The organism is Ruegeria sp. BHSB196 (assembly GCF_059613135.1).
Map to the genome: position 1 here is coordinate 1 of NZ_JBXWRY010000042.1, position 20235 is coordinate 20235.

17 protein-coding genes and 1 pseudogene are annotated in these 20235 nt (G+C 57.6%); 14 read left to right on the plus strand and 4 right to left on the minus strand.

Annotated elements, in window-relative coordinates; all coding sequences use genetic code 11:
* Together AC2FNJ_RS16595 and istB are read left to right on the plus strand one after the other, a co-directional pair.
* Nucleotides 1-286 (plus strand): annotated as a pseudogene (locus AC2FNJ_RS16595) (IS21 family transposase); the annotation flags it as partial.
* Complete coding sequence (istB, locus tag AC2FNJ_RS16600) at nt 283-1038, plus strand: IS21-like element helper ATPase IstB (protein ID WP_496765788.1); 756 nt, start codon at nt 283-285, stop codon at nt 1036-1038. The pseudogene AC2FNJ_RS16595 and the gene istB, both read left to right, overlap by 4 nt.
* A gap of 83 nt (nt 1039-1121) precedes the next feature.
* Here istB and AC2FNJ_RS16605 read toward each other — a convergent pair whose 3' ends face one another.
* From AC2FNJ_RS16605 to AC2FNJ_RS16615, 3 genes are all read right to left on the minus strand, one after another.
* Nucleotides 1122-1742 (minus strand): dimethylsulfonioproprionate lyase family protein, encoded by a 621-nt coding sequence (locus AC2FNJ_RS16605; protein ID WP_496765790.1) that lies wholly within the window; start codon nt 1740-1742, stop codon nt 1122-1124.
* Between the two features lie 253 nt (nt 1743-1995).
* Nucleotides 1996-3210 (minus strand): M24 family metallopeptidase, encoded by a 1215-nt coding sequence (locus AC2FNJ_RS16610; protein WP_496765791.1) that lies wholly within the window; start codon nt 3208-3210, stop codon nt 1996-1998.
* Between the two features lie 119 nt (nt 3211-3329).
* Entirely contained in the window at nt 3330-4223 is an 894-nt protein-coding gene (locus AC2FNJ_RS16615) for a LysR substrate-binding domain-containing protein (RefSeq protein WP_496765793.1), read from the minus strand.
* 94 nt (nt 4224-4317) lie between these two features.
* On the opposite strand from AC2FNJ_RS16615, the gene AC2FNJ_RS16620 reads away from it, so the two are divergent.
* From AC2FNJ_RS16620 to AC2FNJ_RS16645, 6 genes are all read left to right on the plus strand, one after another.
* Entirely contained in the window at nt 4318-5121 is an 804-nt protein-coding gene (locus tag AC2FNJ_RS16620; RefSeq protein WP_496765795.1) for a creatininase, read from the plus strand.
* Between the two features lie 40 nt (nt 5122-5161).
* On the plus strand, nt 5162-6280 hold the full coding sequence (locus AC2FNJ_RS16625; RefSeq protein WP_496765797.1) for an ABC transporter substrate-binding protein: 1119 nt from the start codon (nt 5162-5164) through the stop codon (nt 6278-6280).
* Between the two features lie 74 nt (nt 6281-6354).
* A complete protein-coding gene (locus tag AC2FNJ_RS16630) occupies nt 6355-7200 on the plus strand; it encodes an ABC transporter permease (protein WP_496765798.1) in 846 nt (281 codons plus the stop codon).
* 1 nt (nt 7201) lies between these two features.
* Nucleotides 7202-7996 (plus strand): ABC transporter permease, encoded by a 795-nt coding sequence (locus AC2FNJ_RS16635; RefSeq protein WP_496765800.1) that lies wholly within the window; start codon nt 7202-7204, stop codon nt 7994-7996.
* Nucleotides 7996-9117: an ABC transporter ATP-binding protein gene (locus tag AC2FNJ_RS16640; protein ID WP_496765801.1), complete on the plus strand. Its 1122-nt coding sequence runs from the start codon at nt 7996-7998 to the stop codon at nt 9115-9117. The genes AC2FNJ_RS16635 and AC2FNJ_RS16640 overlap by 1 nt, the downstream gene beginning before the upstream one ends.
* Nucleotides 9118-9194: 77 nt before the next feature.
* The gene (locus AC2FNJ_RS16645; RefSeq protein ID WP_496765803.1) at nt 9195-10769 is read left to right on the plus strand and encodes a BCCT family transporter; all 1575 of its coding nucleotides are present in this window, start codon (nt 9195-9197) and stop codon (nt 10767-10769) included.
* 143 nt (nt 10770-10912) lie between these two features.
* Here AC2FNJ_RS16645 and AC2FNJ_RS16650 read toward each other — a convergent pair whose 3' ends face one another.
* A complete protein-coding gene (locus tag AC2FNJ_RS16650) occupies nt 10913-11908 on the minus strand; it encodes a GlxA family transcriptional regulator (RefSeq protein WP_496765804.1) in 996 nt (331 codons plus the stop codon).
* 130 nt (nt 11909-12038) lie between these two features.
* Between AC2FNJ_RS16650 and AC2FNJ_RS16655 the strand changes: the two genes are divergently transcribed.
* The 6 genes from AC2FNJ_RS16655 to AC2FNJ_RS16680 all read left to right on the plus strand — a co-directional run bounded on the left by AC2FNJ_RS16655 (nt 12039) and on the right by AC2FNJ_RS16680 (nt 19923).
* Nucleotides 12039-13292: a sarcosine oxidase subunit beta family protein gene (locus AC2FNJ_RS16655; RefSeq protein WP_496765805.1), complete on the plus strand. Its 1254-nt coding sequence runs from the start codon at nt 12039-12041 to the stop codon at nt 13290-13292.
* Nucleotides 13293-13304: 12 nt separating this feature from the next.
* The gene (locus AC2FNJ_RS16660) at nt 13305-13604 is read left to right on the plus strand and encodes a sarcosine oxidase subunit delta (RefSeq protein WP_496765806.1); all 300 of its coding nucleotides are present in this window, start codon (nt 13305-13307) and stop codon (nt 13602-13604) included.
* Entirely contained in the window at nt 13601-16603 is a 3003-nt protein-coding gene (locus AC2FNJ_RS16665) for a sarcosine oxidase subunit alpha (protein WP_496765807.1), read from the plus strand. The genes AC2FNJ_RS16660 and AC2FNJ_RS16665 overlap by 4 nt, the downstream gene beginning before the upstream one ends.
* A 13-nt stretch (nt 16604-16616) precedes the next feature.
* Nucleotides 16617-17147: a sarcosine oxidase subunit gamma gene (locus AC2FNJ_RS16670; RefSeq protein ID WP_496765809.1), complete on the plus strand. Its 531-nt coding sequence runs from the start codon at nt 16617-16619 to the stop codon at nt 17145-17147.
* A gap of 76 nt (nt 17148-17223) precedes the next feature.
* Nucleotides 17224-18498: a serine hydroxymethyltransferase gene (gene glyA, locus AC2FNJ_RS16675; RefSeq protein ID WP_496765811.1), complete on the plus strand. Its 1275-nt coding sequence runs from the start codon at nt 17224-17226 to the stop codon at nt 18496-18498.
* Between the two features lie 3 nt (nt 18499-18501).
* A complete protein-coding gene (locus tag AC2FNJ_RS16680) occupies nt 18502-19923 on the plus strand; it encodes an L-serine ammonia-lyase (RefSeq protein ID WP_496765813.1) in 1422 nt (473 codons plus the stop codon).
* The last annotated feature ends 312 nt before the right edge of the window (nt 19924-20235 follow it).

A 20235-nucleotide genomic window follows, 5' to 3' on the forward strand; every position in this document is an offset into this window, starting at 1 on the left:
ACGGCTGATGGAGGCGCGTCTCTTGAAGGCTGGTCGGCGCGAGTATGTGCAGGTTCTCCGGCTGCTCGAGACCTTCGAGATGGAGGAAGTTCACGCCGCGGTGCGAACCGCGCTGCGGATGGGTGCGATCAGCTTCGATGCGGTGAAACACCTAGTGCTGTGCCAGGTCGAACGACGGCCACCGAGGCTCGATCTGGACGGCTATCCGTACCTGCCTCGAGCCAGGGTCGCGACGACATCCCCTGCGAGCTACATGTGCCTGACGGCGGCGGGCCAGGCGTCATGACGGAAGCGCCGCAGATCCTGTTGAACCACCAGCTCAAAAAGCTGAAGCTGCCGACCATCCTTCGGGAATACGACAAGCAGGCGCGGCTCTGTGCTGCCGAAAGGCGTGACCATGTCCAGTTCCTCGCCCGTCTGATCGAGCTGGAGCTCATCGACCGTGAACGGCGCATGATCGAACGCCGGATCAAGGCGGCGCGGTTCCCGGCGGTCAAGAGCCTCGACGGCTTCGACTTCACTGCTATCCCGAGCCTCAACAAGATGCAGGTCCTGGAGCTCGCCCGTTGCGAATGGATCGACCGCTGCGAGAACGTGATTGCGCTTGGCCCAAGCGGCACCGGCAAGACCCACGTGGCGCTTGGTCTCGGCCTGGCCGCTTGTCAAAAGGGGATAGCCGTCCGCTTCACCAACGCCGCCGCCATCGTTCACGAGTTGATGGAAGCCCGCGACGAGCGCCAACTCCTGCGGCTTCAGAAGCAGCTGGTGAAGCAGAAGCTGCTGATCATCGACGAACTCGGCTTCGTCCCTCTCAGCAAGACTGGCGCTGAGCTGCTGTTCGAACTGATCTCCCAACGTTACGAGCGCGGCTCCATTCTGATCACCTCGAATCTACCGTTTGACGAATGGACCGAAACCTTTGGATCAGAGCGCCTCACAGGGGCTTTGCTCGACCGCCTGACACACCATGTCAGCATTCTGGAGATGAATGGCGACAGCTACCGCCTCGCTCAAAGCAAGGCCCGGCAGAACTCCTGAACCAAGACCGGGTTTGGTCCTCGCGGACCAAGGTGCCTTGGCAACCGTCAGCTATATGGGGAGCACGTTTGCCATGGCACCGGTCACGCCCAGAATGGCCGACTTTTGCTCCGCCCCGTGGCCGGATTTTGCGCCGCCATTGACAGATTGGATGAACGCATCGAGTGCACGATATTGTGCGGATTGTAGTAAGTTTCACCCTTTTCCACACGGAGCCACTTCTTGCGCCCCTGACGAAAGTCGCCTGGACTGATGACAAGGTAGGTTTCTTCGGGTGTGTGCCTATGATCGGGATACCTCACGTTCGGCCCAACCAGCGACACTCCTAGCCAGACGTCTTCTCGCGGCTCAAGGCCGCCGGGACCGACAATCATCGCATTGGCATGGTTTTCCTCAAAGTTCTCGCTTGCACCTGTGCAGTCTCCCTTACGGCGACGCCACTCCAGTGCCGGTTCAATGCCAATGAATTTTTTCATCAACTGTTGAAGATCGGAGGCATCCGAGGCTGAGGACGCCGCAATACCCTCCAGATAGTGGCACACCGGAAGTCGGCCGCTGCCTGATTCCAGTTGTGGTGCGGGGTTTTTCAAGTTCGCAAAAATCTGGCTTAGGGAGCTAACAGAGTGCGGATCATGCGCGCGGGTAGAATAGGCAAGTTTTGCCGCGTCTAGAAACTCTTGTAGAGCTTGGTCGCGCTTTACCATATCTGAGTCCCAAGGGTTTCAATAAAGTCTGAAGATCAGCGCCAATAGACGATGACCCGAAACACCAACCAATTTGCGCAACACAGACTAGTCGCTGCCATTCTGTTGAATGCCGATTGGAACGCCAGACCCACGCACAATCATCGTGTAGCCATGCTTCTGTGTTTCGCGGAACAGAAGGGTTACCGCTACGACCAGCGCCAAAGTGGCGCTGATCATGGCAAGATTGCTCGCTACCGCAGTGGCACGAACCTTAGTTCTTGATGACATTGTGCTCTGGGCCAAATGGGAACCCGGTGATGTTTTCCACCGAGTTGTCATCATTGATGACCAGGATGTCATGTTCGCGGTAGCCGCCGGCGCCGGGCTGACCCTCGGGGATCATGACCATCGGTTCCATCGAGACAACCATGCCGGGCTTCAACTCTGTTTCGATGTCTTCACGCAGTTCGACACCGGCTTCCCGGCCATAGTAGTGGCTCAGAACGCCGAAGCTGTGGCCGTAACCGAAGGAGCGGTACTTCAGCAGATCCCACTCGCGATACATCTCGTTCAGCTCGATCGCGATGTCCATGCAGCGGGCACCGGGCTTGATCAGCTCCAGACCACGCTCGTGGACCTTGACGTTCTTTTCCCAGATATCGAGACTGGCATCATCCACATGATCGCAGAACAGCGTGCGTTCCAGCGCCGTATAGTAGCCAAAGATCATCGGGAAGGTGTTGAGGCTGAGAATCTCGCCCGACTGTACTTTCTTGTTTGTCACAGGGTTGTGTGCGCCGTCGGTGTTGATACCGGACTGAAACCAGGTCCAGGTGTCCATCAGTTCGACGAATGGGAATGAGTTGGCAATCTCGCGAATCATCGCATTGGTGCTGGCAATGGCAACCTCGTGCTCGGGAACGCCGGCCTTGACCGCAGCGGCGACAGCGGCCCCGCCGACATCGGCCACACGCGCGCCTTCCTTGATCAGCTTGATTTCTTCTGCCGATTTGATCGTCCGCATCCACATGGACGGTTGGCCGACATCGACAAATTCGACGCCTGGCAGCGCGTCCTGCAACAACTGACGGTATTCCAGCGACACGTGGTCAAACTCGATACCGATGCGCTTAGCGCCAGGTGTCAGTTGCTGGATTGCGCGATAGAAATTGTCGCGGCGCCAGTCGGTGTAGGTGATGTTGCCGCCAAAGCTCCGGCGAAACGGTTGACCGCCGTCGATGCCGGCGGAGATGGTAGTGGCGTTCTTCTGGTCGATGACCATGCCGTACTTGCGGCCAAAATAGCAGTAGAGCCAGCCACTGTAGTAGTTGATGCAGTGATAGGATGTGAAGAGCGACGCATCGACGTCGTTCTTGCTCATCCAGTCGCGCAACTCGTTCTGACGGCGTGCCATCTCGCCGTCGGAGAAAGGAGAGAACTCCTTCTCGCCGTTGTGCCATTCCATAACGTGGAGCATGTCGTCCATGGTCGAATTCCCTTTCTGCTAACAGTGTTCGTACCTGCGTAGCAGTGTGGAGTCGCAATCAAAAATTAATTGAAATCATCCTATCATAAAGATCGCAAATTCACTTGGTCGCACATTCATCATCCGGCGCGAGCGCGCGTCGGCAAGCGGAAAGTCGACACCTCTTCCGTGATCTGTTCAATCAGTTTGAGTGCCGCGTCCGACATCTTTATGTGCTTGTAGAACAGTCCGATATGGATGTTTGAGAGCTGTGGGAAGCCGTCACTTGGAGTGAGCACCCGCATCCCGGGCATCAATGTCTTTTTTGTCAGCGCGGTCACGCCCATGCCGTCCAGAACAGCTTTTTGGAGGGCAGAGACGCCAAGGCTTTCGAACGACACGCGCCAATCTCGCCCTTCGGAAGTCAGCGCGTCGATCATGCGTTTCCGGTAGAAGCAGCCATCAGGATGCGCAATAATCCTGAGCGGTTGGTCCGGGTCGATTTGAAATTCGCGCGCGCAGGCCCAGACAGGGCGTTCGGACCAATAGATGGAGACATGAGGAGCGGGCATCGTATCCGTTATGGCGATCGTCATGTCCAGATCGTCAACATGAAGGGTCGATAGAAGTTCATTACTGAAGTCACACCTGATGTCTAATGAGACCGCCGGATTTTCGTGGGAAAATCTGGCAATGATGCTTTGGAAGAACTCGATCGAGTAGTCCACCGGAAGTCCAATCCGGAGTGTACCAAGGAAGGCCGCTTGCTGCAGGTTGGCAACCGCACGATCATTGAGACGCAACATCTCTCGCGCGTAGCTCAGAAGGGTCTGCCCGTCCGGTGTCAACTCAACCTTTTTGCCTTTGAGCTCGATGAGTTTGCAGCCGGCGACGTCCTCAAGGCGTTTGATCTGCAGCGAAATCGCCGGCTGAGTCCGGCCGAGAACATTCCCTGTTTCGGTGTAGTTACGCAAGTCGGCTACGGTCACGAAGGTCCGCAACAGGTCAGTTTGCAGATTTGTAAATTTGCGCATCATTAACAATCCTTATTTAAGCATTGTTACTATGAATTTTTTGAAGAACGCAAGTTGTCCTAGGGTCTGACGATCTTTAGATGCAGGGGGTGCAATGCCACATTCAACCGTTTTCGCCGCCGAAATGCCCTGGCCCGACTACCAAAAAAGGGTGCAGAATGGCGATGTGCCTGTTTTGATCCCGCTTGGATCAATGGAACAGCATGGGCATCACATGCCGATGCATGTCGATGTGCTCTTGCCGACCGAATTCGCCCGCCGCGCGGCCAAAAGAGTCGGTGCCCTCGTCGCGCCACCCTTCACATATGGATACAAATCGCACCAGAAATCTGGCGGCGGAAACTTCTTCCCCGGTACGACCAGCCTGGATGGCGCAAGCCTCGTGAACGCGCTCAAGGACGTGGTCAAGGAGTTCGTTCGTCATGGCGTTCGGAACCTGTGCATAGTGAATGGCCATTTCGAGAACTCCTGGTTCATCACAGAAGCGATTGACCTCGCACTGCGTGAATTGGGCTGGGCCGATATTCACGACGTCAAGGTCGTGGTCCTGTCCTATTGGGACTTTGTGGATCAGGCGTCGATCGAGAAACTGTACCCGAACGGCTTCCTTGGATGGGATATCGAACATGGCGGTGTTCTGGAGACGTCGCTCATGTTGCGCCTGCATCCTGATCTGGTGTCACTTCAGGACGCGGTGGAGCACGCACCGGCGACCTTCCCACCCTATGACGTCTATCCAGCCAAACCGGAATGGACGCCGGCTAGCGGTACCCTGTCGTCGCCAAAAGAAGCCACCGCCGAGAAGGGCGATATCCTGTTGGATGTCTGCACCAGAGGGATCGTCGAGGCGCTCGAAAACGAGTTTGGCAAGACCCCCGCTCAGGCGAATGCAAGCTGACGATACCGTCCCAAAAATGATCCCAACAAGGAGAAACCAAATGTCTACCAATCTGATCCGGCCCAGCCGTCGCAGCCTATTGAAGATGACCGGCGCAGCGGCCCTGGCCACGCCTTTCCTGTCCATTCGTGCGGCGGCGCAAACGACAGAACTATCGATGCTTGCTTGGTACGGCCACGCAGAGCCCGATATCGTTGGCGAATTCGAAGAGGCCAACAACGTCAAATTCGTGCCGAAGTACTACACCGGCGGCGACAATATGCTGGGTCTGATCGCCCAGTCGCCTCCCGGCACCTTCGACGTGATCCTGTCGGATGCCGAATATGTGCAGCAGCTGAATGCCGCGGGCTACATCGAAGAGCTCGATCCGGCTGACTACGCGTTCGACGACTTCTTCCCCGAGTTCCAGAAGTTCCCCGGCCATTGGCAGGACGACAAACTCTATTCCGTCATCACGCGTTTCGGGTTCCTGGGCGTGGCCTATAACACCGATGCGTTCTCGGAAGAAGAGGCGTCCAGCTACGATCTGTTCGCGGACGAACGGGTGACCGGCAAGCTCGGCCATTTCGACTGGCATCTGCCCAACCTCGGCCAGATGAGCCTGCATGTCGGCAACCCATCGCCTTACGACATCGATGAGGCGGCTTGGGAGAAAGTGAAGGAGCACACGATGGGTCTGCGTCGTCAGGCCGGCGGGTTCTTTGACTATGGTGGCACCTTCTCATCGCTCGACAACGGCCAGATGCTGGCCTTCGCCGGGATCGGTGACTGGATCACGGGCACGCTTGAGAAGAACGGCAGCCCGGTGCGCAGCGTCATCCCGAAAGAGGGCGGTCTGCAATGGACCGAGAGCTTCTCGATCGGTAAGGGCTCGCAGAAACAGGAGATGGCCAAGAAGTGGATCCAGTGGATTACTTCGCCGGAAGGCCAGGCCAAATCCGCTGACATGGCGGCCTATCCTGCAATGGTGCCTTCCAAAAAAGGCTGGGTCGTATTGAATGAAACAAACGCTGCCGAAGCCAAGCGCCAAAATATGGTTCTCACCGAGCGCAATGCGATGGACATGATCCGCGAGGGTCTCATTCAGTATCGCCAGCTTCCGATCCAGCAAAGCCTCGAAGACTGGAACGACTTCTGGTCCGACTACAAGGGCGCGTAAAGCGCAAGCAAATTGGGGCGCATGCAACACTTGCGCCCCAACAACAGTCCGGCCGCCGAGCAACGGGATCTGATATGACCAAGCGCCCCACATTTTTTTCATTGATCTTGTCAATGCCACTGCTGCTCTGGCAGTTGTTGTTCTTTCTTTTCCCGCTCCTGTTTCTGTTGGCGATCAGCTTCTGGACGGTGCGCAACTTTCAGATGCAACCGGACCTGAACTTCGGCAACTGGGAGCGCGTGCTGACGCGTGGCGTGTTCTGGGACGCGTATTTCCGCACCATAGTTCTTGCCACCGCAGCGGCGGCGATCACCAGCGCGATCGCATTTCCGGCGTCTTATGCGATCTCATTCAAGATGAGTGATAAAGCCAAGCGTTGGATGATCTTCATCCTGATCATCCCGTTTTTCACCAGCTATCTCGTAAGGGTCTATTCGCTGCAGGTCTTTCTGTCAGACGCGGGCATTGTAAACGCCGCATTGGGATACCTGGGACTTGGGCCATTCCTCATGTTGAACAATACCTTCGGCGTCATCGTGGGCATGATCACGCTGACGCTGCCATTGGTCATTCTGCTGCAGACATTCAGCCTCAACTTCGTGAACCGAGACCTGATCGAAGCGGCGCACAACCTGCGTTGCGGGAGGCTGCGGACCGTTTTCGCCGTGATTGTGCCTTCGGCCAAGGTAGGCCTCGTCATCGCGGCGCTTTTCGCCTTCATCCTCAGCTTCGGTGACTTCGTAAGCCCGCTCTATCTGGGTGGCGGCAACCCTCCGACGCTGTCGATCATGATAACTGACTTTACCAAATCCGGCCAGCAATGGCCGCGTGCTGCAGTCGTCGCAATCATGATGATCGTCACGTTGCTCACTGCGGCGTTCGCGGCGATCACCTATGCCTACAAAGAGCGGGGGAAATAAGATGGGGAACGAAAACCGCATCATCAACGGTTTGTTGAAGTTGCATATCGCACTTTGCTTGCTGTTCATCTTTGCCCCGATCGCCGGAAGCTTTGTGTTCTCACTCAACTCCGACCGGTTCCCGTCGCTGCCGTTGGGCGAATTCTCGACCGAATGGTACCGTTTGATCTGGGAAGATCCCCTGGTCTGGCAGGGCTTTGCCAATACAGTTGTTGTGGGTCTGACGGTCGCCGTCATCGCGACATTGCTGGGCTTTGGCGGCGCGTACACGGACTTCCGTTACAACTTCACCGGTAAATCCCTCTACCTCGCGCTCGCTCTTCTGCCTCCGACGATTCCGGTTGTGATCATGGGCCTGGCTATGCTGGCTTTTTTGAGCCGCGTGAACTTGTCGGGTTCAACCATCTCGGTCATCATCGCCCACGGGGTGATGTGCAGCCCGTTTGCAATGGCGATCATCCGGTTGCGGTTGTCCCAAATGGATCCCGACCTGGAGGCGGCCTCTTGGAACATGGGCGGCAACCAGTGGCAAACGCTTCGCTACGTTATCATCCCCTTCGCCAAACCGGCGATCTTTGCCGCACTGTTCATCACGATGGCGGTGTCGTTCGACGAATTCGCGGTCGCTTGGTTCGTGTCGGGCCTGAATGAAACGCTACCGGTGAAAATTCTTGGCTTCCTGCAAGGTCAGGTCAGCCCTCGTATTAACGCTATCGGCTCTCTCGCTTTCATCAGCTCAATGACGCTGATCATTTTGGCCCAGCTTCTGCTGCGCAGCCCGGAGGACAAGAAATAATGACTGCAAATTCGCAAATGGAACAGCATTCAGAAGCAATTGTGAAGTTCGACAACGTCGTCAAACGGTTCGGTGACTTCACCGCAGTTGAGAAGGCCGATTTCGAGATCGGTCGTGGCGAATTCCTGGCCATCATGGGATCATCCGGATGTGGCAAGACCACGACTCTGCGGATGCTGGCTGGATTGGAAGACCCGACCGAAGGCGCGATCTACCTAGACGGCGAAAAGGTGAACGGCAAAGCGACCTGGGATCGTGATACACCCATGGTCTGGCAATCCTTGGCATTGTTTCCGTTTCTGACAGTTCAGGAAAACGTGGAGTTCGCGCTAAAGATGCGGGGTGTTGGCAAAGAGGAACGCCGCCAGCGCGCGGAAAAGTGGCTCGAGAAGATGCAGATCACGGAGTTTGCGACTCGCAACATCAATCAGTTGTCCGGCGGCCAGAAGCAACGTGTGGCTTTGGCTCGAGCGCTTGTGACAGAACCCAAAATCCTGTTGTTGGACGAACCTCTGTCCGCGCTGGATGCACATCTCAAGGTGCGGATGCAGGCGGTCCTGTCAAATCTGCAAAAGGACCTGGGGATCACCTTCGTCTACGTGACACATTCGATGTCCGAGGCGTTTTCCATGGCCGATCGCGTGGTTATCATGAGCCGGGGGCAGATCGAACAGATCGGTACTCCGGAAGAGATCTATCGCGAACCATACAATCGTTTTGTCGCTGAGTTTCTGGGCTCGGCCAACATATTCGACGGAGTGGTGAAGGGCCCCGCCGGTGCAGATGGCTGGCAGGTCGCCTATGATGGCGGAGAGACGATCTTGTCAAAAGGTGAACTACCGAGCGCCAACGAAGGCACCAAAGTGACCTTTATTGTGAGCGCCGAGAACATGCAGCTGAGCCTGCCTGGCAGCGGTCAATCCGGCATCGAAGCCAGCGTCGCGGGCGAGGAATTCATTGGCGGAACGGCGATGGTCTTTCTTGAGACGGAAGAAGGCCGGGAACTGAAGGTTCAGAAAAGCCATGATGAACTGTCGTTGCTCAACCTGCACGCTGGCTCAAAAGTCATTTTGCATTGGGCACCTGACAGCTGCCACGTGCTGCCTGGAGAGAACAAGTGAATTAAGGACGACACCGGCGCGCGGCGGAGAATAGCGCGTGCGGAAACAATGCCGTCAACCAATGGAGGGCGATTATCATGCAAATTCGATCTGGAGTGTTCCGCGGGGTAAACCCATATTCCTCCCTGATTTCGGCGGGCGTCGTGTTGCTCTTTGTTTTTCTGGTACTTGCTTTTCCTGCAAGTTCGGCAGACTGGATTGACTCAGCCCGGACGTTCGTGACGTTCTTCTTTAATTGGTGGTACGTCGTTCTGGCAGGAATTTTTCTTGTTTTCCTGATCGCGATTGCCGTGAGCAAATATGGTGCTCTGCGGCTTGGGGATGCGGATGAGCGACCGAAATACAGCTACTTCACTTGGTTCGCCATGCTCTATGCCGCGGGGCAGGGCATCGGCATCATTTTCTGGTCGATCGCTGAGCCGATGTTTCATCATTCCGGCGGGACGCCATTTGGTGACGAAAGAGGAACCGAAGCGGCCGCGGATATGGCGCTCCAAGTCTCCTTCTTCCACTGGGGTCTCAACGCCTGGGCAATCTATTGCATCGTCGCGCTTGCTCTTTGCCTTGTCAGCTACCGGCTGAAGAAACCGCTTGGGATACGTTATACGCTTTACCCGCTGTTTGGTGATCGGGTCGAAGGATCGCTCGGTGTTGCGATCGACGTGATTGCGGTCTTCGCGACCATTTTCGGCATCGCCACCTCGCTCGGGCTGGGCGTGACGCAGATTAACGCCGGTCTGAACCATATCTGGGATGTTCCGATTTCGGAGACGGTCCAGCTTGTCCTGATTGCCGCGATCACCGCTGTCGCGTTGTGTTCGGTTCTTTCGGGCCTGGACCGGGGCATCAAGTGGTTGTCGCAGGTCAACATGTGGTTGACAATCATCCTTCTGGTTTTCTTCTTCACGTGGGGCCCGACGCGTTATCTTCTGGTCAGTCTTGGGGATGCCACGCTGTCGTATGTGATGAACCTGTTCAAGTTCAACGTCTATGTCGAAAGTGTACCCGCCGAAGGAACCCGTTGGAGCGATATGTGGCAGGGCTGGTGGACCACCTTTTATTGGGGTTGGTGGATGTCCTGGGCCCCCTTTGTCGGTGTGTTTGTTGCGCGTGTATCGCGGGGCCGGACTGTTCGTGAGTTCATTTTCGGTGTTGTCGGAGTTTCCTCACTGTTGTCCTTCGTCTGGATCGTGGCCTATGGCGGCACGGCACTTTGGGCGGAGCTCTTTGGGCCAGGCGGCGTATCCGACGCCGTGAGTGCGAATGTTTCCATGGCGCTTTTCGCAACCTTCGAGGCCATGGAGGTTGGTGCGATCGGCATACTGGCCGGTGTGCTCGGCACAATCCTGGTGACCACCTATTTTGTGACGTCCTCGGACTCTGGAACGCTGGTCGTGGCGACGATCCTCAGTGAAGGCAATGAGCACCCAATGTATCGTCATCGGGTCATCTGGGGCACGTTCGAAGGAGTCGTGGCAGCGGTCTTGTTGGTAGCAGGCGGCAGCGCTGCGCTGAGCACTTTGCAGACGGCGGCGATCATTGCAGCCTTGCCGTTCTCATTGATCATGGTGCTCATGTGCATCGCCATCATTCGCTGCTTGTCGCTCGAACACAAGGCAGAGAAATCCGCGGTTACGGGCGAAACGAACTAAGAAAGTACGTCGTGGGCGGGTGGGTCACCCGCCCACGACGACGATATTGGACCGCGTAGCCAATGTCGAATTCAGCCGTCAAAGCGGCTTGATCAGCAGAAGAATGAAAAGCCGCAAGGTCGAGCTCGACGCACAGTACCCTGTCAAGCCATCAGATTTCGCGTGTCATTTGCGCGATTTTTTTGTCTCCAGATCTCGGGGGGATCGCCTTCACGGGTTCGGAATACCTTGCTGAAATGCGATGCATCGCAAAAACCCGTGGCTGCGGCGATATGGGTGACGGTCTGATCGGTATCGCTCAGAAGATGGCGCGCCACATTCAGTCGAACCGAAGTGCCGACTTCCGCTGGTGACATCCGCAAAGCCTCACCGAAGTGGCGTTCGAGCATGCGGCGACTGACTCTTAGGCGTTTTGCAAGTTGATCGACTGTCATTGGCGTGGCAACGTTCTGCCGGATCAGATGCAAAGCCTTTCTTACCAACTTGTCCGAAGTGACAAACCCTATTGGCAGACCCGGCTGAGGATTTTCCGGGGTCTTAGCTTCCTCGATGATCATGATGTTCAAGCTTTTTCGCGCCGCCGCCTGTCCGATGTGCCGATCCACCAGATAGGCCGCAAGGTGGGCTGAGCTTGCACCGCCTGAGCAAGTCAGCCGATTGCGGTCAACGACAAATATCTGATCAGAAACCGGAATGAGGCCCTCGAACTGCTCGAGGAAATCATTGTGATGGAACCAACTGACGCAACAGCGATACCCCTCCATCAACCCCGCCTTGTGAAGAATGAACGCGCCAGTGCAAACGCCGACAATCGGCACGTTGGCTTCGGCCGCGCGGCTAAGATACGCAATGTAGTCCGCATTGAGCTCTTCGATTGCAGGAATCAATCCCCCGACAACGACAACATAGTCGAACTTCTCCGGGTCACCGAGGCGTTCATCAGGCTGCACAGGTATCCCGCAACTAGAAACAACCGGGTTCATCGTTGCAGACACAACGCGCCAGGAACATCGGATCGGGCGCGAACGGTCTCCTTCATCTGCCGCTAATCGTAGAATGTCGGCGAAATTTGCGAAAGCTGACAAGGTAAATTGCCGTGCCAGGATGAACCCAACTTTCAAAACGGGTTTAGGGGCCATCTCGACCTCTCCAACAAGTGTGTTCAGACGCAAATATACTATGCATTTGGCGCAAAAATACAATGATCCAGTTAAATGATGTGAGATTTTCAAAAGAGACCGCTTCCCACTAGATTCGAGGCTTCCAGATATGACCCATTTTTCCGGCTTTTCGCTGCTTAAGAACGCGCTGAGCGGGCACAAGAATTGGCCCGAGCAATGGCCCGACAAACAGCCCAAAGACGAATACGATGTGATCATCGTCGGTGCGGGGGGGCATGGTCTGGGCGCTGCGTATTACCTTGCCAAGGAACACGGCATCACCAATGTCGCGGTGATCGAGAAGGGTTGGCTTGGCGGTGGCAACACCGGGCGCAACACGACGATCATCCGCTCGAATTACCTCTATGATGAAAGCGCGAAGCTGTATGATCATGCGCTCGACCTGTGGGAAAACCTGTCGACCGAGCTGAATTACAACGTCATGTATTCCAAGCGCGGCGTGATGATGCTGGCGCACAACGTGCATGACGTGCAATCCTTCCAGCGTCACATCCACGCCAACCGTCTGAATGGCGTGGATAACCAGTGGCTGACTCCAAAGCAGGCAAAAGAATTCTGCCCGCCGTTGAACATCTCGCCTGACGCGCGCTACCCCGTCATGGGCGCAGCGTTGCAGAAGCGCGCAGGCACAGCACGTCATGATGCGGTCGCCTGGGGCTATGCACGCGCTGCGGCGAAACGTGGCGTGGATATCATCCAGAACTGCCCGGTCATCGCGATCCGGCGCGGGGCCGATGGCTCGGTCGAGGGTGTTGATACCGCCAAGGGCTTTATCAAGGCCAAGAAGGTCGCGGTCTCTGCTGCCGGTCATACGTCGGTTGTCATGGACAGCGCAGGTGTGCGGATGCCTCTTGAAAGCTACCCGCTGCAGGCGCTTGTGTCCGAGCCGATCAAACCGGTTTTCCCTTGTGTCGTGATGTCCAACACCGTGCACGCTTATATCAGCCAATCCGACAAGGGCGAGCTGGTGATCGGCTCGGGCACCGACCAATACACCAGCTATTCGCAGCGCGGTGGCCTGCCGCTGATTGAACACACAGTGGCTGCAATCTGCGAGGTGTTCCCGATCTTCAACCGGATGCGCATGCTGCGCAAATGGGGCGGCATTGTCGACGTGACGCCGGACCGTTCGGCCATTCTCGGCAAGACCCCGGTCAAGGGCCTCTATGTTAATTGCGGCTGGGGCACGGGCGGGTTCAAGGCGACACCGGGTGCGGCACATACACTGGCCTGGACCGTCGCCAAGGACGAACCGCATCCGATCAACGCGCCGTTCACGCTCGAACGTTTCACCACCGGCCGACTGATCGACGAAGCCGCCGCTGCCGCCGTTGCGCACTAAGGAGATAGACCCATGCTTTTGATCCATTGCCCCTATTGCGACGACACGCTCCCCGAATTGGAATTTTCCTATGCCGGTGAAGCCCACATCGACCGTCCGAAAGACCCCTCGGCTCTGACTGACGAGGAATGGCGCGATTTCCTGTTTATTCGAAAAAACGTCAAGGGTGTGCACGCCGAACGTTGGCGGCACATCAACGGCTGCGGGCGGTTCTTCAACGCGCTGCGCGACACGGTAAGTGACCGCTTCTTGACTACCTACAAGGCGGGCGCGCCCCGCCCTGAAATCACCAAATTGGAGGCCGCAGAATGACCGAGTTTCGTGTAAAAGGCCGGGGCCGCGTCAACCGCAGCAAGCCCGTGAAATTCACCTTTGACGACAAGACCTACCAAGGCTTCGAGGGCGACACCGTCGCCTCGGCGTTGTTGGCCAATGGCGTGCATCTTATGGGGCGCGGCTTCAAGTATCACCGCCCGCGTGGCGTGGTCACGGCCAGTTCGGAAGAGCCGAACGCCCTGATCGGCACGACGCGTGGCAAGGGACGGTTTGAGCCGAACACCCGCGCCACGATGCAAGAAATCTATCCCGGCTTGATAACCGAGAGCCAGAACAAGTGGCCAAGCCTCAAATTCGATCTGGGAGCGATCAACGACCGTCTCTATATGCTGTTCTCGGCAGGGTTTTATTATAAGACCTTCATGTGGCCGCGCAGCTTCTGGGACAGTGTTTATGAACCCCTTATCCGCAAAGCCGCCGGTCTGGGCAAAGCCCCGAGCGAGGTCGACCCCGACATCTATGCCAGCCGCTACATTCACTGCGATGTGCTGGTCGTAGGCTCTGGACCCTCGGGCATCGCGGCGGCCCTGACCGCAGGGCGCGCCGGATCGAAGGTGGTGATCGTCGATGAGAACTCTGAAATGGGCGGCACGCTTCTGTCAGAACCGTCCGTCTCCATCGACGGGCAACCAGCCTGGGACTGGCTGGCCGGTGCCCTTGCTGAGTTGGACAGCCTGCCAAACGTCACCCGCATGACGCGCACCACGGCCATGGGTTATTATCATCAGAACATGATCGGGATGGTGCAGAAACTGACCGATCACATGGGCGATGTGCCAGAGGGTGCCCCGCGTGAACGGATGTGGCGGGTGCGTGCCAAGGAGGTCGTGTTGGCGCAGGGCGCTATCGAACGTCCGATGGTCTTTGACGGCAACGACGTGCCCGGCGTCATGATGGCGGGGGCAGCCCAGACCTTCCTCAACCGCTTTGGCGTGCTGGTCGGCAAAAAACCTGTTATCTTAACCAGCCATGACAGTGCGTGGCACAGCGCATTCGATATGGCGGATGCAGGGGCGAAAGTCGTCGCAATTGTGGATACCCGTCCGGAAGTTCCAGCAGATTTGGTTCACAAAGCGATGTCGCGCGGGATCGAAACGCTACTGGGGTATACAGCAACGGGAACCAAGGGTCGGCTGCGGGTCAACGGGTTGCGGGTCAACCCCGTCAAACACGGCAAGGTCGGGTCAGCCCGCATGCTCTCCTGCGATGCGGTATTGGTCTGCGGTGGTTGGACGCCCTCGCTACATCTCTTCTCGCATACCAAGGGCTCGCTGCATTGGGATGAGGATGCCAAGGTCTACCTGCCCGGTCACAAGACCGAAGATGTGCATATCGCGGGCGCGGGTCGCGGGCTGTGGGGGATTGCAGCAGCGCTCGAAGATGGCACCAAGGCTGGGACGGATGCGGTCAAGTCACTTGGTGGCAAAGCAGGACCTGCGAACTTTGAGGTTGCAGACGACCGCACAGGCACGGGCATCACGCAAAAGGAACTGCCCACGGATCGTAACCCTGGCAAAGCGAAAGCGTTTGTCGACTTCCAGAACGATGTCACCGCCAAGGACTTGCGCCTCGCTGTACGCGAGGGCATGCGATCCATCGAGCACGTCAAGCGCTACACCACCAATGGTATGGCAACCGATCAGGGCAAGCTTAGCAATATGAACGGTCTGACCATCGCGGCGGACGCGCTTGGAAAAGAGGCTCCAAAAGTGGGGCTGACCACCTTCCGTCCGCCCTATACGCCGACAACCTTTGGCGCGTTTGCGGGCTACCACAAAGGCGAGCACTTTGAGGTGACGCGCAAGACTCCCATCGACAGCTGGGCCGAGGAACACGGCGCGGAGTTCGAGCCAGTCGCGCTTTGGCGGCGGGCGTGGTACTTCCCCAAGGCGGGCGAAGACATGCACAAGGCCGTGGCGCGCGAATGCAAGGCGACACGCGAAAGTCTTGGCATCTTCGATGCCTCGACGCTTGGCAAGATCGAGGTCTCTGGCCCCGATGCAACCGAGTTCATGAACCGTATGTACACCAACCCCTGGACCAAGCTGGGTGTGGGTCGTGCGCGCTATGGCCTTCTCCTCGGTGAAGACGGGTTCATCCGTGACGATGGTGTCATCGGACGGATGCGCGACGACCTGTTCCACGTCACCACCACCACCGGCGGGGCGCCGCGGGTTCTGAACATGATGGAGGATTACCTTCAGACGGAATGGCCCGACCTGAAAGTCTGGCTGACCTCCACAACCGAGGAATGGGCGACCATCGCGCTGAATGGTCCAAATGCCCGCAAGGTGCTGGCGCCGTTCGTCGAAGGTGTCGATTTGTCCGACGAAGCTTTCCCGCATATGTCCGTGCGCGAATGCACCGTTGCGGGCTTCCCGTCGCGGCTCTTCCGGATCAGTTTCACCGGTGAGTTGGGCTTTGAAATCAACGTGCCCGCCCGCCATGGCAAGGCACTTTGGGAGAAGCTCTGGGAAGAGGGTCAGAAATACGACATCTGCCCCTATGGCACCGAAACCATGCACGTGCTGCGGGCCGAGAAGGGCTTTATCATCGTCGGCCAGGACACCGATGGCACGGTCACGCCGCACGATGCCGGCATCGGCTGGGCCATCGGCAAGAAGAAGCCCGACTTCGTCGGCAAACGCTCTCTCGATCGGCCCGACATCGTGGCGCCAAACCGCAAGCAGCTGGTCGGGCTTCTCACGGATGATCCCAAGAAAGTGCTGATCGAAGGCGCGCAGATCGTCGACGACCCAATGCAGGCCAAGCCCATGAAGATGATCGGACACGTGACCTCGTCATACTGGTCAGAGGCGCTTGGCCGCTCAATCGCCATGGCGGTTGTCGAAGGCGGCTTCGACCGGATGGACCAAACGCTCCATGTGCCGGATGAGAACGGGACACCGATACCCGCGAAAGTCACGAGCACCGTGTTTTATGACCCGGCGGGCGACCGCCTGAAGGTCGATTAAGGAGGGTGAGATCATGAATGCTCCCGTAACGTCTTTCGATGCCGTCTCTGTAACCAATCTGCCGCCGGTGGCACGTTTCAACCTGCGCATTGCGCCTGCTGACCTGTCGGTTGCCTCAAAAGCTTTCGGTGTGACCTTGCCGACCAAGATCGGACAAGGCGCGCAGAAAGCGGATCGCGCTGCCTATTGCATCGGGCCGGACGAATGGTTGCTGCACGCGTCTGAGGCGGACCAGCAAGCGATTGTTGCGGCCTTTGACAAGGCACGTGCGAAAACGCCCCACAGCCTCGTGGTGATTTCTGACCGAGAGCTGGCAATCGGCATCACTGGCCCGGCGGCGCTTGATTTGCTGTCGGTTGCATGCCCGCTGGATCTCTCCCGCATCCCTATCGGTGGAGCGAAACGCACCATATTCGATTATGCTCAGGTCACGCTGATACGTGATGGGGAAGACGCGTTCCGCCTTGAAGTCTGGCGGTCGTATTTCCCTCATGTTCGCGGATTGTTGGACATTGCCACCCGTGAACTTGCAATAGGCCTCTAGGCCTTACCCAAACCAGAACTTTGACGCGCTCCGTTCGGGGCGCGATCCCTCTGTCACGCCTGAAAGGAGGCTTTCCATGCTCGATACCGTCAAATCCGCCAGCATCTCTGATACGGCCATTGCGGATGCCGTCAGCCACGAACTCGACCGCCAGCAAAACCAGATCGAATTGATTGCATCCGAAAACATCGTCAGCCGCGATGTGCTTCTGGCGCAGGGATCCGTTCTCACCAACAAGTATGCCGAAGGCTATCCGGGCCGCCGTTATTACGGGGGGTGTGAGCACGTAGACACCGTTGAGGAGATTGCCATCGACCGTCTCAAGGAGTTGTTCGGCGCGGGTTTTGCCAACGTGCAGCCGCATTCCGGTGCACAAGCCAACCAGGCGGTGTTCCTGGCTTTGCTGAAACCGGGCGATCGGATCATGGGTCTGAACCTCGCGCATGGAGGACACTTGACGCATGGATCGCCGGTTACGATGTCGGGCAAGTGGTTCGACGTGGTCAGCTACGAAGTTTCCAAAGAGGATCTGTTGATCGACATGGACAACGTGCGCAAGGTCGCGCTCGAGACCAAGCCCAAGCTGATCGTTGCCGGCGCCTCCGCCTATCCGCGCCACATGGATTTCGCAGCCTTCCGCGACATCGCCGACGAAGTGGGCGCCTATCTGATGGTCGACATGGCGCATTACGCAGGGCTTATCGCGGCGGGCGAATACCCCGATCCGGTGCCACACGCCCATGTCGTGACATCGACGACCCACAAGACATTGCGCGGCCCGCGCGGTGGCATCATCCTGACCAATGACGAGACATTGGCCAAGAAGTTCAACTCGGCGGTATTCCCCGGCAACCAGGGTGGACCGCTGATGCATGTCATCGCCGCCAAGGCCGTCGCCTTCGGCGAGGCGCTCGAGCCTTCGTTCAAGCAATACGCAAAGGATGTGATCGCCAATGCACGGGCGCTGTCAGAGATTCTCGTTGAAGGGGGCCTGGGCGTCGTCTCGGGCGGTACCGATTGCCATATGGTCCTTGTCGATCTGCGCCCCAAAGGTGTGACAGGCAAGGCGGCGGAAGCCGCGCTGGAACGCGCAGGCCTGACCTGCAACAAGAACGCCATTCCGTTCGATCCCGAGAAGCCCTTTGTGACCTCCGGTGTGCGCCTTGGCACATCTGCGGGCACAACCCGCGGCTTTGGCGAGGCGGAGTTCCGCAAAGTGGGTGAATTGGTCTTGCGGGTGATTGACGCGTTGTCGGCAAACGCTGATGGCGATGCAGCCGTTGAGGCCGCGGTGCTGGAAGAGGTGCAAGCCCTTTGCAAGGCGCACCCGATCTACGCCGACGGTGTGTGATCCATGTTCCTGTCGGTTTTCGACATCTTCAAGATCGGTGTCGGCCCGTCGTCTTCGCATACGATGGGGCCGATGACCGCAGCCGCGCGGTTTCTCGATGATCTGCGCGGAGGGGCCGAGAAAATTCCGGGGGCAGGCACCCTGACCCGTCTTGGGGCATCCCTGCATGGCTCTCTTGCGTTTACAGGCAAAGGCCACGCAACGGACCGTGCAGTTATCCTCGGGTTGATCGGCTATGTTCCTGCAACGCTCGACCCGGATGGAGCTGAAGAGCTTGAAGCCGAGGTCCGCCGCACAAAACGTATCAGCCCACCTGGGCTTGGCACGCTCGAATTCGATCCCGAAAGTGATCTTGTATTCGACTATGGCCCGCCCTTGCCTGGCCATGCCAACGGACTGGTACTCCGGGCCTTTGACAAACGCGGCAATCCTTACATGACGCAGACCTACTATTCGGTTGGCGGCGGCTTTGTCGTGACCGAAGCCGAACTGGAGGCGGAAAAGACCGCCAAGACACAGACGCTGCACGACGAGAAGGAAGCGATGGGCTATACATATCCCTTCGGATCGGCCGCAGAGATGCTTGAGATGGGCAGGGCTTCGGACAAGAGCATCGCCGAGATGAAGCGCGCCAATGAATGCGCACACCAGAACATCCATCCGCGCGAGCTGTCGAAGCAAATCAGGCAGATCTATGAGGTCATGAACGCCTGTGTCGATCGCGGCCTTCGCATGGAGGGCGTGCTGCCCGGTGGTCTGAGCGTCAAAAGACGCGCCAAGGCGATCCACGAACAGCTCTTGGTCGAGCGCGGCAACAACCTCAGCCAACCGCATGTCTCCAACGACTGGTTGTCGGTCTATGCGATGGCGGTCAACGAAGAGAACGCAGCGGGCGGACGCGTGGTCACGTCGCCCACAAATGGCGCGGCGGGTGTCGTACCTTCGGTCATCCGCTATTATCGGGACCATTGCATCGGTGCGACGGAAGATGGCGTCGAGACACTACTTCTGACCGCTTCTGCCATTGGTGGCCTCATCAAGCACCGCGCGTCGATCTCGGGCGCGGAATGTGGCTGTCAGGCCGAAGTCGGCAGCGCATCGGCAATGGCCGCGGCGGGCTTGTGCGCCGCGTTGGGCGGCACCAACGAGCAGATCGAGAACGCCGCCGAAATCGCGCTCGAGCATCACCTTGGTATGACCTGTGATCCCGCCGCCGGGCTGGTACAGGTGCCCTGCATCGAACGCAACGGCTTGGGGGCCATCAAGGCCGTCAGCGCCGCAAGCCTTGCTCTGCGAGGTGATGGCACGCATTTCATGCCGCTCGATAATTGTATCGAGACCATGCGCCAGACCGGCGAAGACATGAACACCAAATACAAGGAGACAAGCCTTGGAGGCCTTGCTGTCAACTTGCCGGAATGCTGAACCGACCCTGTTGCATGGATCAGAACTGGGGCGGATTGGCCCCAACCCCATCACTTTAGAAAACGCGCTCATGTTCTGCTTTCGCGTTTTCCCTAAAAGGGGTTATCCTCAATCTGTATGGCAGAACTACCCTGAGATATTGCAAATTGGGGGATTGGGTTGTGGTTTCGAAAAAGCATTGGGTGCCGTCCGAAAGGGTGCTGGTGGTTGAGGTTAACCAAGCCGGGTCTGGCTCGTGGGTTGTGTCTGGCAGGCTGGCACCAAACGGCATGTGTCCGAACTGCGGTATACGTTCCAGCCGGCGACATGGAT

What these genes read in the sequence shown, in the direction of transcription:
- istB (WP_496765788.1), top strand. Translation starts at nt 283, where the DNA reads ATGACGGAAGCGCCGCAGATCCTGTTGAACCACCAGCTCAAAAAGCTG.
- AC2FNJ_RS16605 (WP_496765790.1), bottom strand. Translation starts at nt 1,742, where the DNA reads ATGGTAAAGCGCGACCAAGCTCTACAAGAGTTTCTAGACGCGGCAAAA.
- AC2FNJ_RS16610 (WP_496765791.1), bottom strand. Translation starts at nt 3,210, where the DNA reads ATGGACGACATGCTCCACGTTATGGAATGGCACAACGGCGAGAAGGAG.
- AC2FNJ_RS16615 (WP_496765793.1), bottom strand. Translation starts at nt 4,223, where the DNA reads ATGCGCAAATTTACAAATCTGCAAACTGACCTGTTGCGGACCTTCGTG.
- AC2FNJ_RS16620 (WP_496765795.1), top strand. Translation starts at nt 4,318, where the DNA reads ATGCCACATTCAACCGTTTTCGCCGCCGAAATGCCCTGGCCCGACTAC.
- AC2FNJ_RS16625 (WP_496765797.1), top strand. Translation starts at nt 5,162, where the DNA reads ATGTCTACCAATCTGATCCGGCCCAGCCGTCGCAGCCTATTGAAGATG.
- AC2FNJ_RS16630 (WP_496765798.1), top strand. Translation starts at nt 6,355, where the DNA reads ATGACCAAGCGCCCCACATTTTTTTCATTGATCTTGTCAATGCCACTG.
- AC2FNJ_RS16635 (WP_496765800.1), top strand. Translation starts at nt 7,202, where the DNA reads ATGGGGAACGAAAACCGCATCATCAACGGTTTGTTGAAGTTGCATATC.
- AC2FNJ_RS16640 (WP_496765801.1), top strand. Translation starts at nt 7,996, where the DNA reads ATGACTGCAAATTCGCAAATGGAACAGCATTCAGAAGCAATTGTGAAG.
- AC2FNJ_RS16645 (WP_496765803.1), top strand. Translation starts at nt 9,195, where the DNA reads ATGCAAATTCGATCTGGAGTGTTCCGCGGGGTAAACCCATATTCCTCC.
- AC2FNJ_RS16650 (WP_496765804.1), bottom strand. Translation starts at nt 11,908, where the DNA reads ATGGCCCCTAAACCCGTTTTGAAAGTTGGGTTCATCCTGGCACGGCAA.
- AC2FNJ_RS16655 (WP_496765805.1), top strand. Translation starts at nt 12,039, where the DNA reads ATGACCCATTTTTCCGGCTTTTCGCTGCTTAAGAACGCGCTGAGCGGG.
- AC2FNJ_RS16660 (WP_496765806.1), top strand. Translation starts at nt 13,305, where the DNA reads ATGCTTTTGATCCATTGCCCCTATTGCGACGACACGCTCCCCGAATTG.
- AC2FNJ_RS16665 (WP_496765807.1), top strand. Translation starts at nt 13,601, where the DNA reads ATGACCGAGTTTCGTGTAAAAGGCCGGGGCCGCGTCAACCGCAGCAAG.
- AC2FNJ_RS16670 (WP_496765809.1), top strand. Translation starts at nt 16,617, where the DNA reads ATGAATGCTCCCGTAACGTCTTTCGATGCCGTCTCTGTAACCAATCTG.
- glyA (WP_496765811.1), top strand. Translation starts at nt 17,224, where the DNA reads ATGCTCGATACCGTCAAATCCGCCAGCATCTCTGATACGGCCATTGCG.
- AC2FNJ_RS16680 (WP_496765813.1), top strand. Translation starts at nt 18,502, where the DNA reads ATGTTCCTGTCGGTTTTCGACATCTTCAAGATCGGTGTCGGCCCGTCG.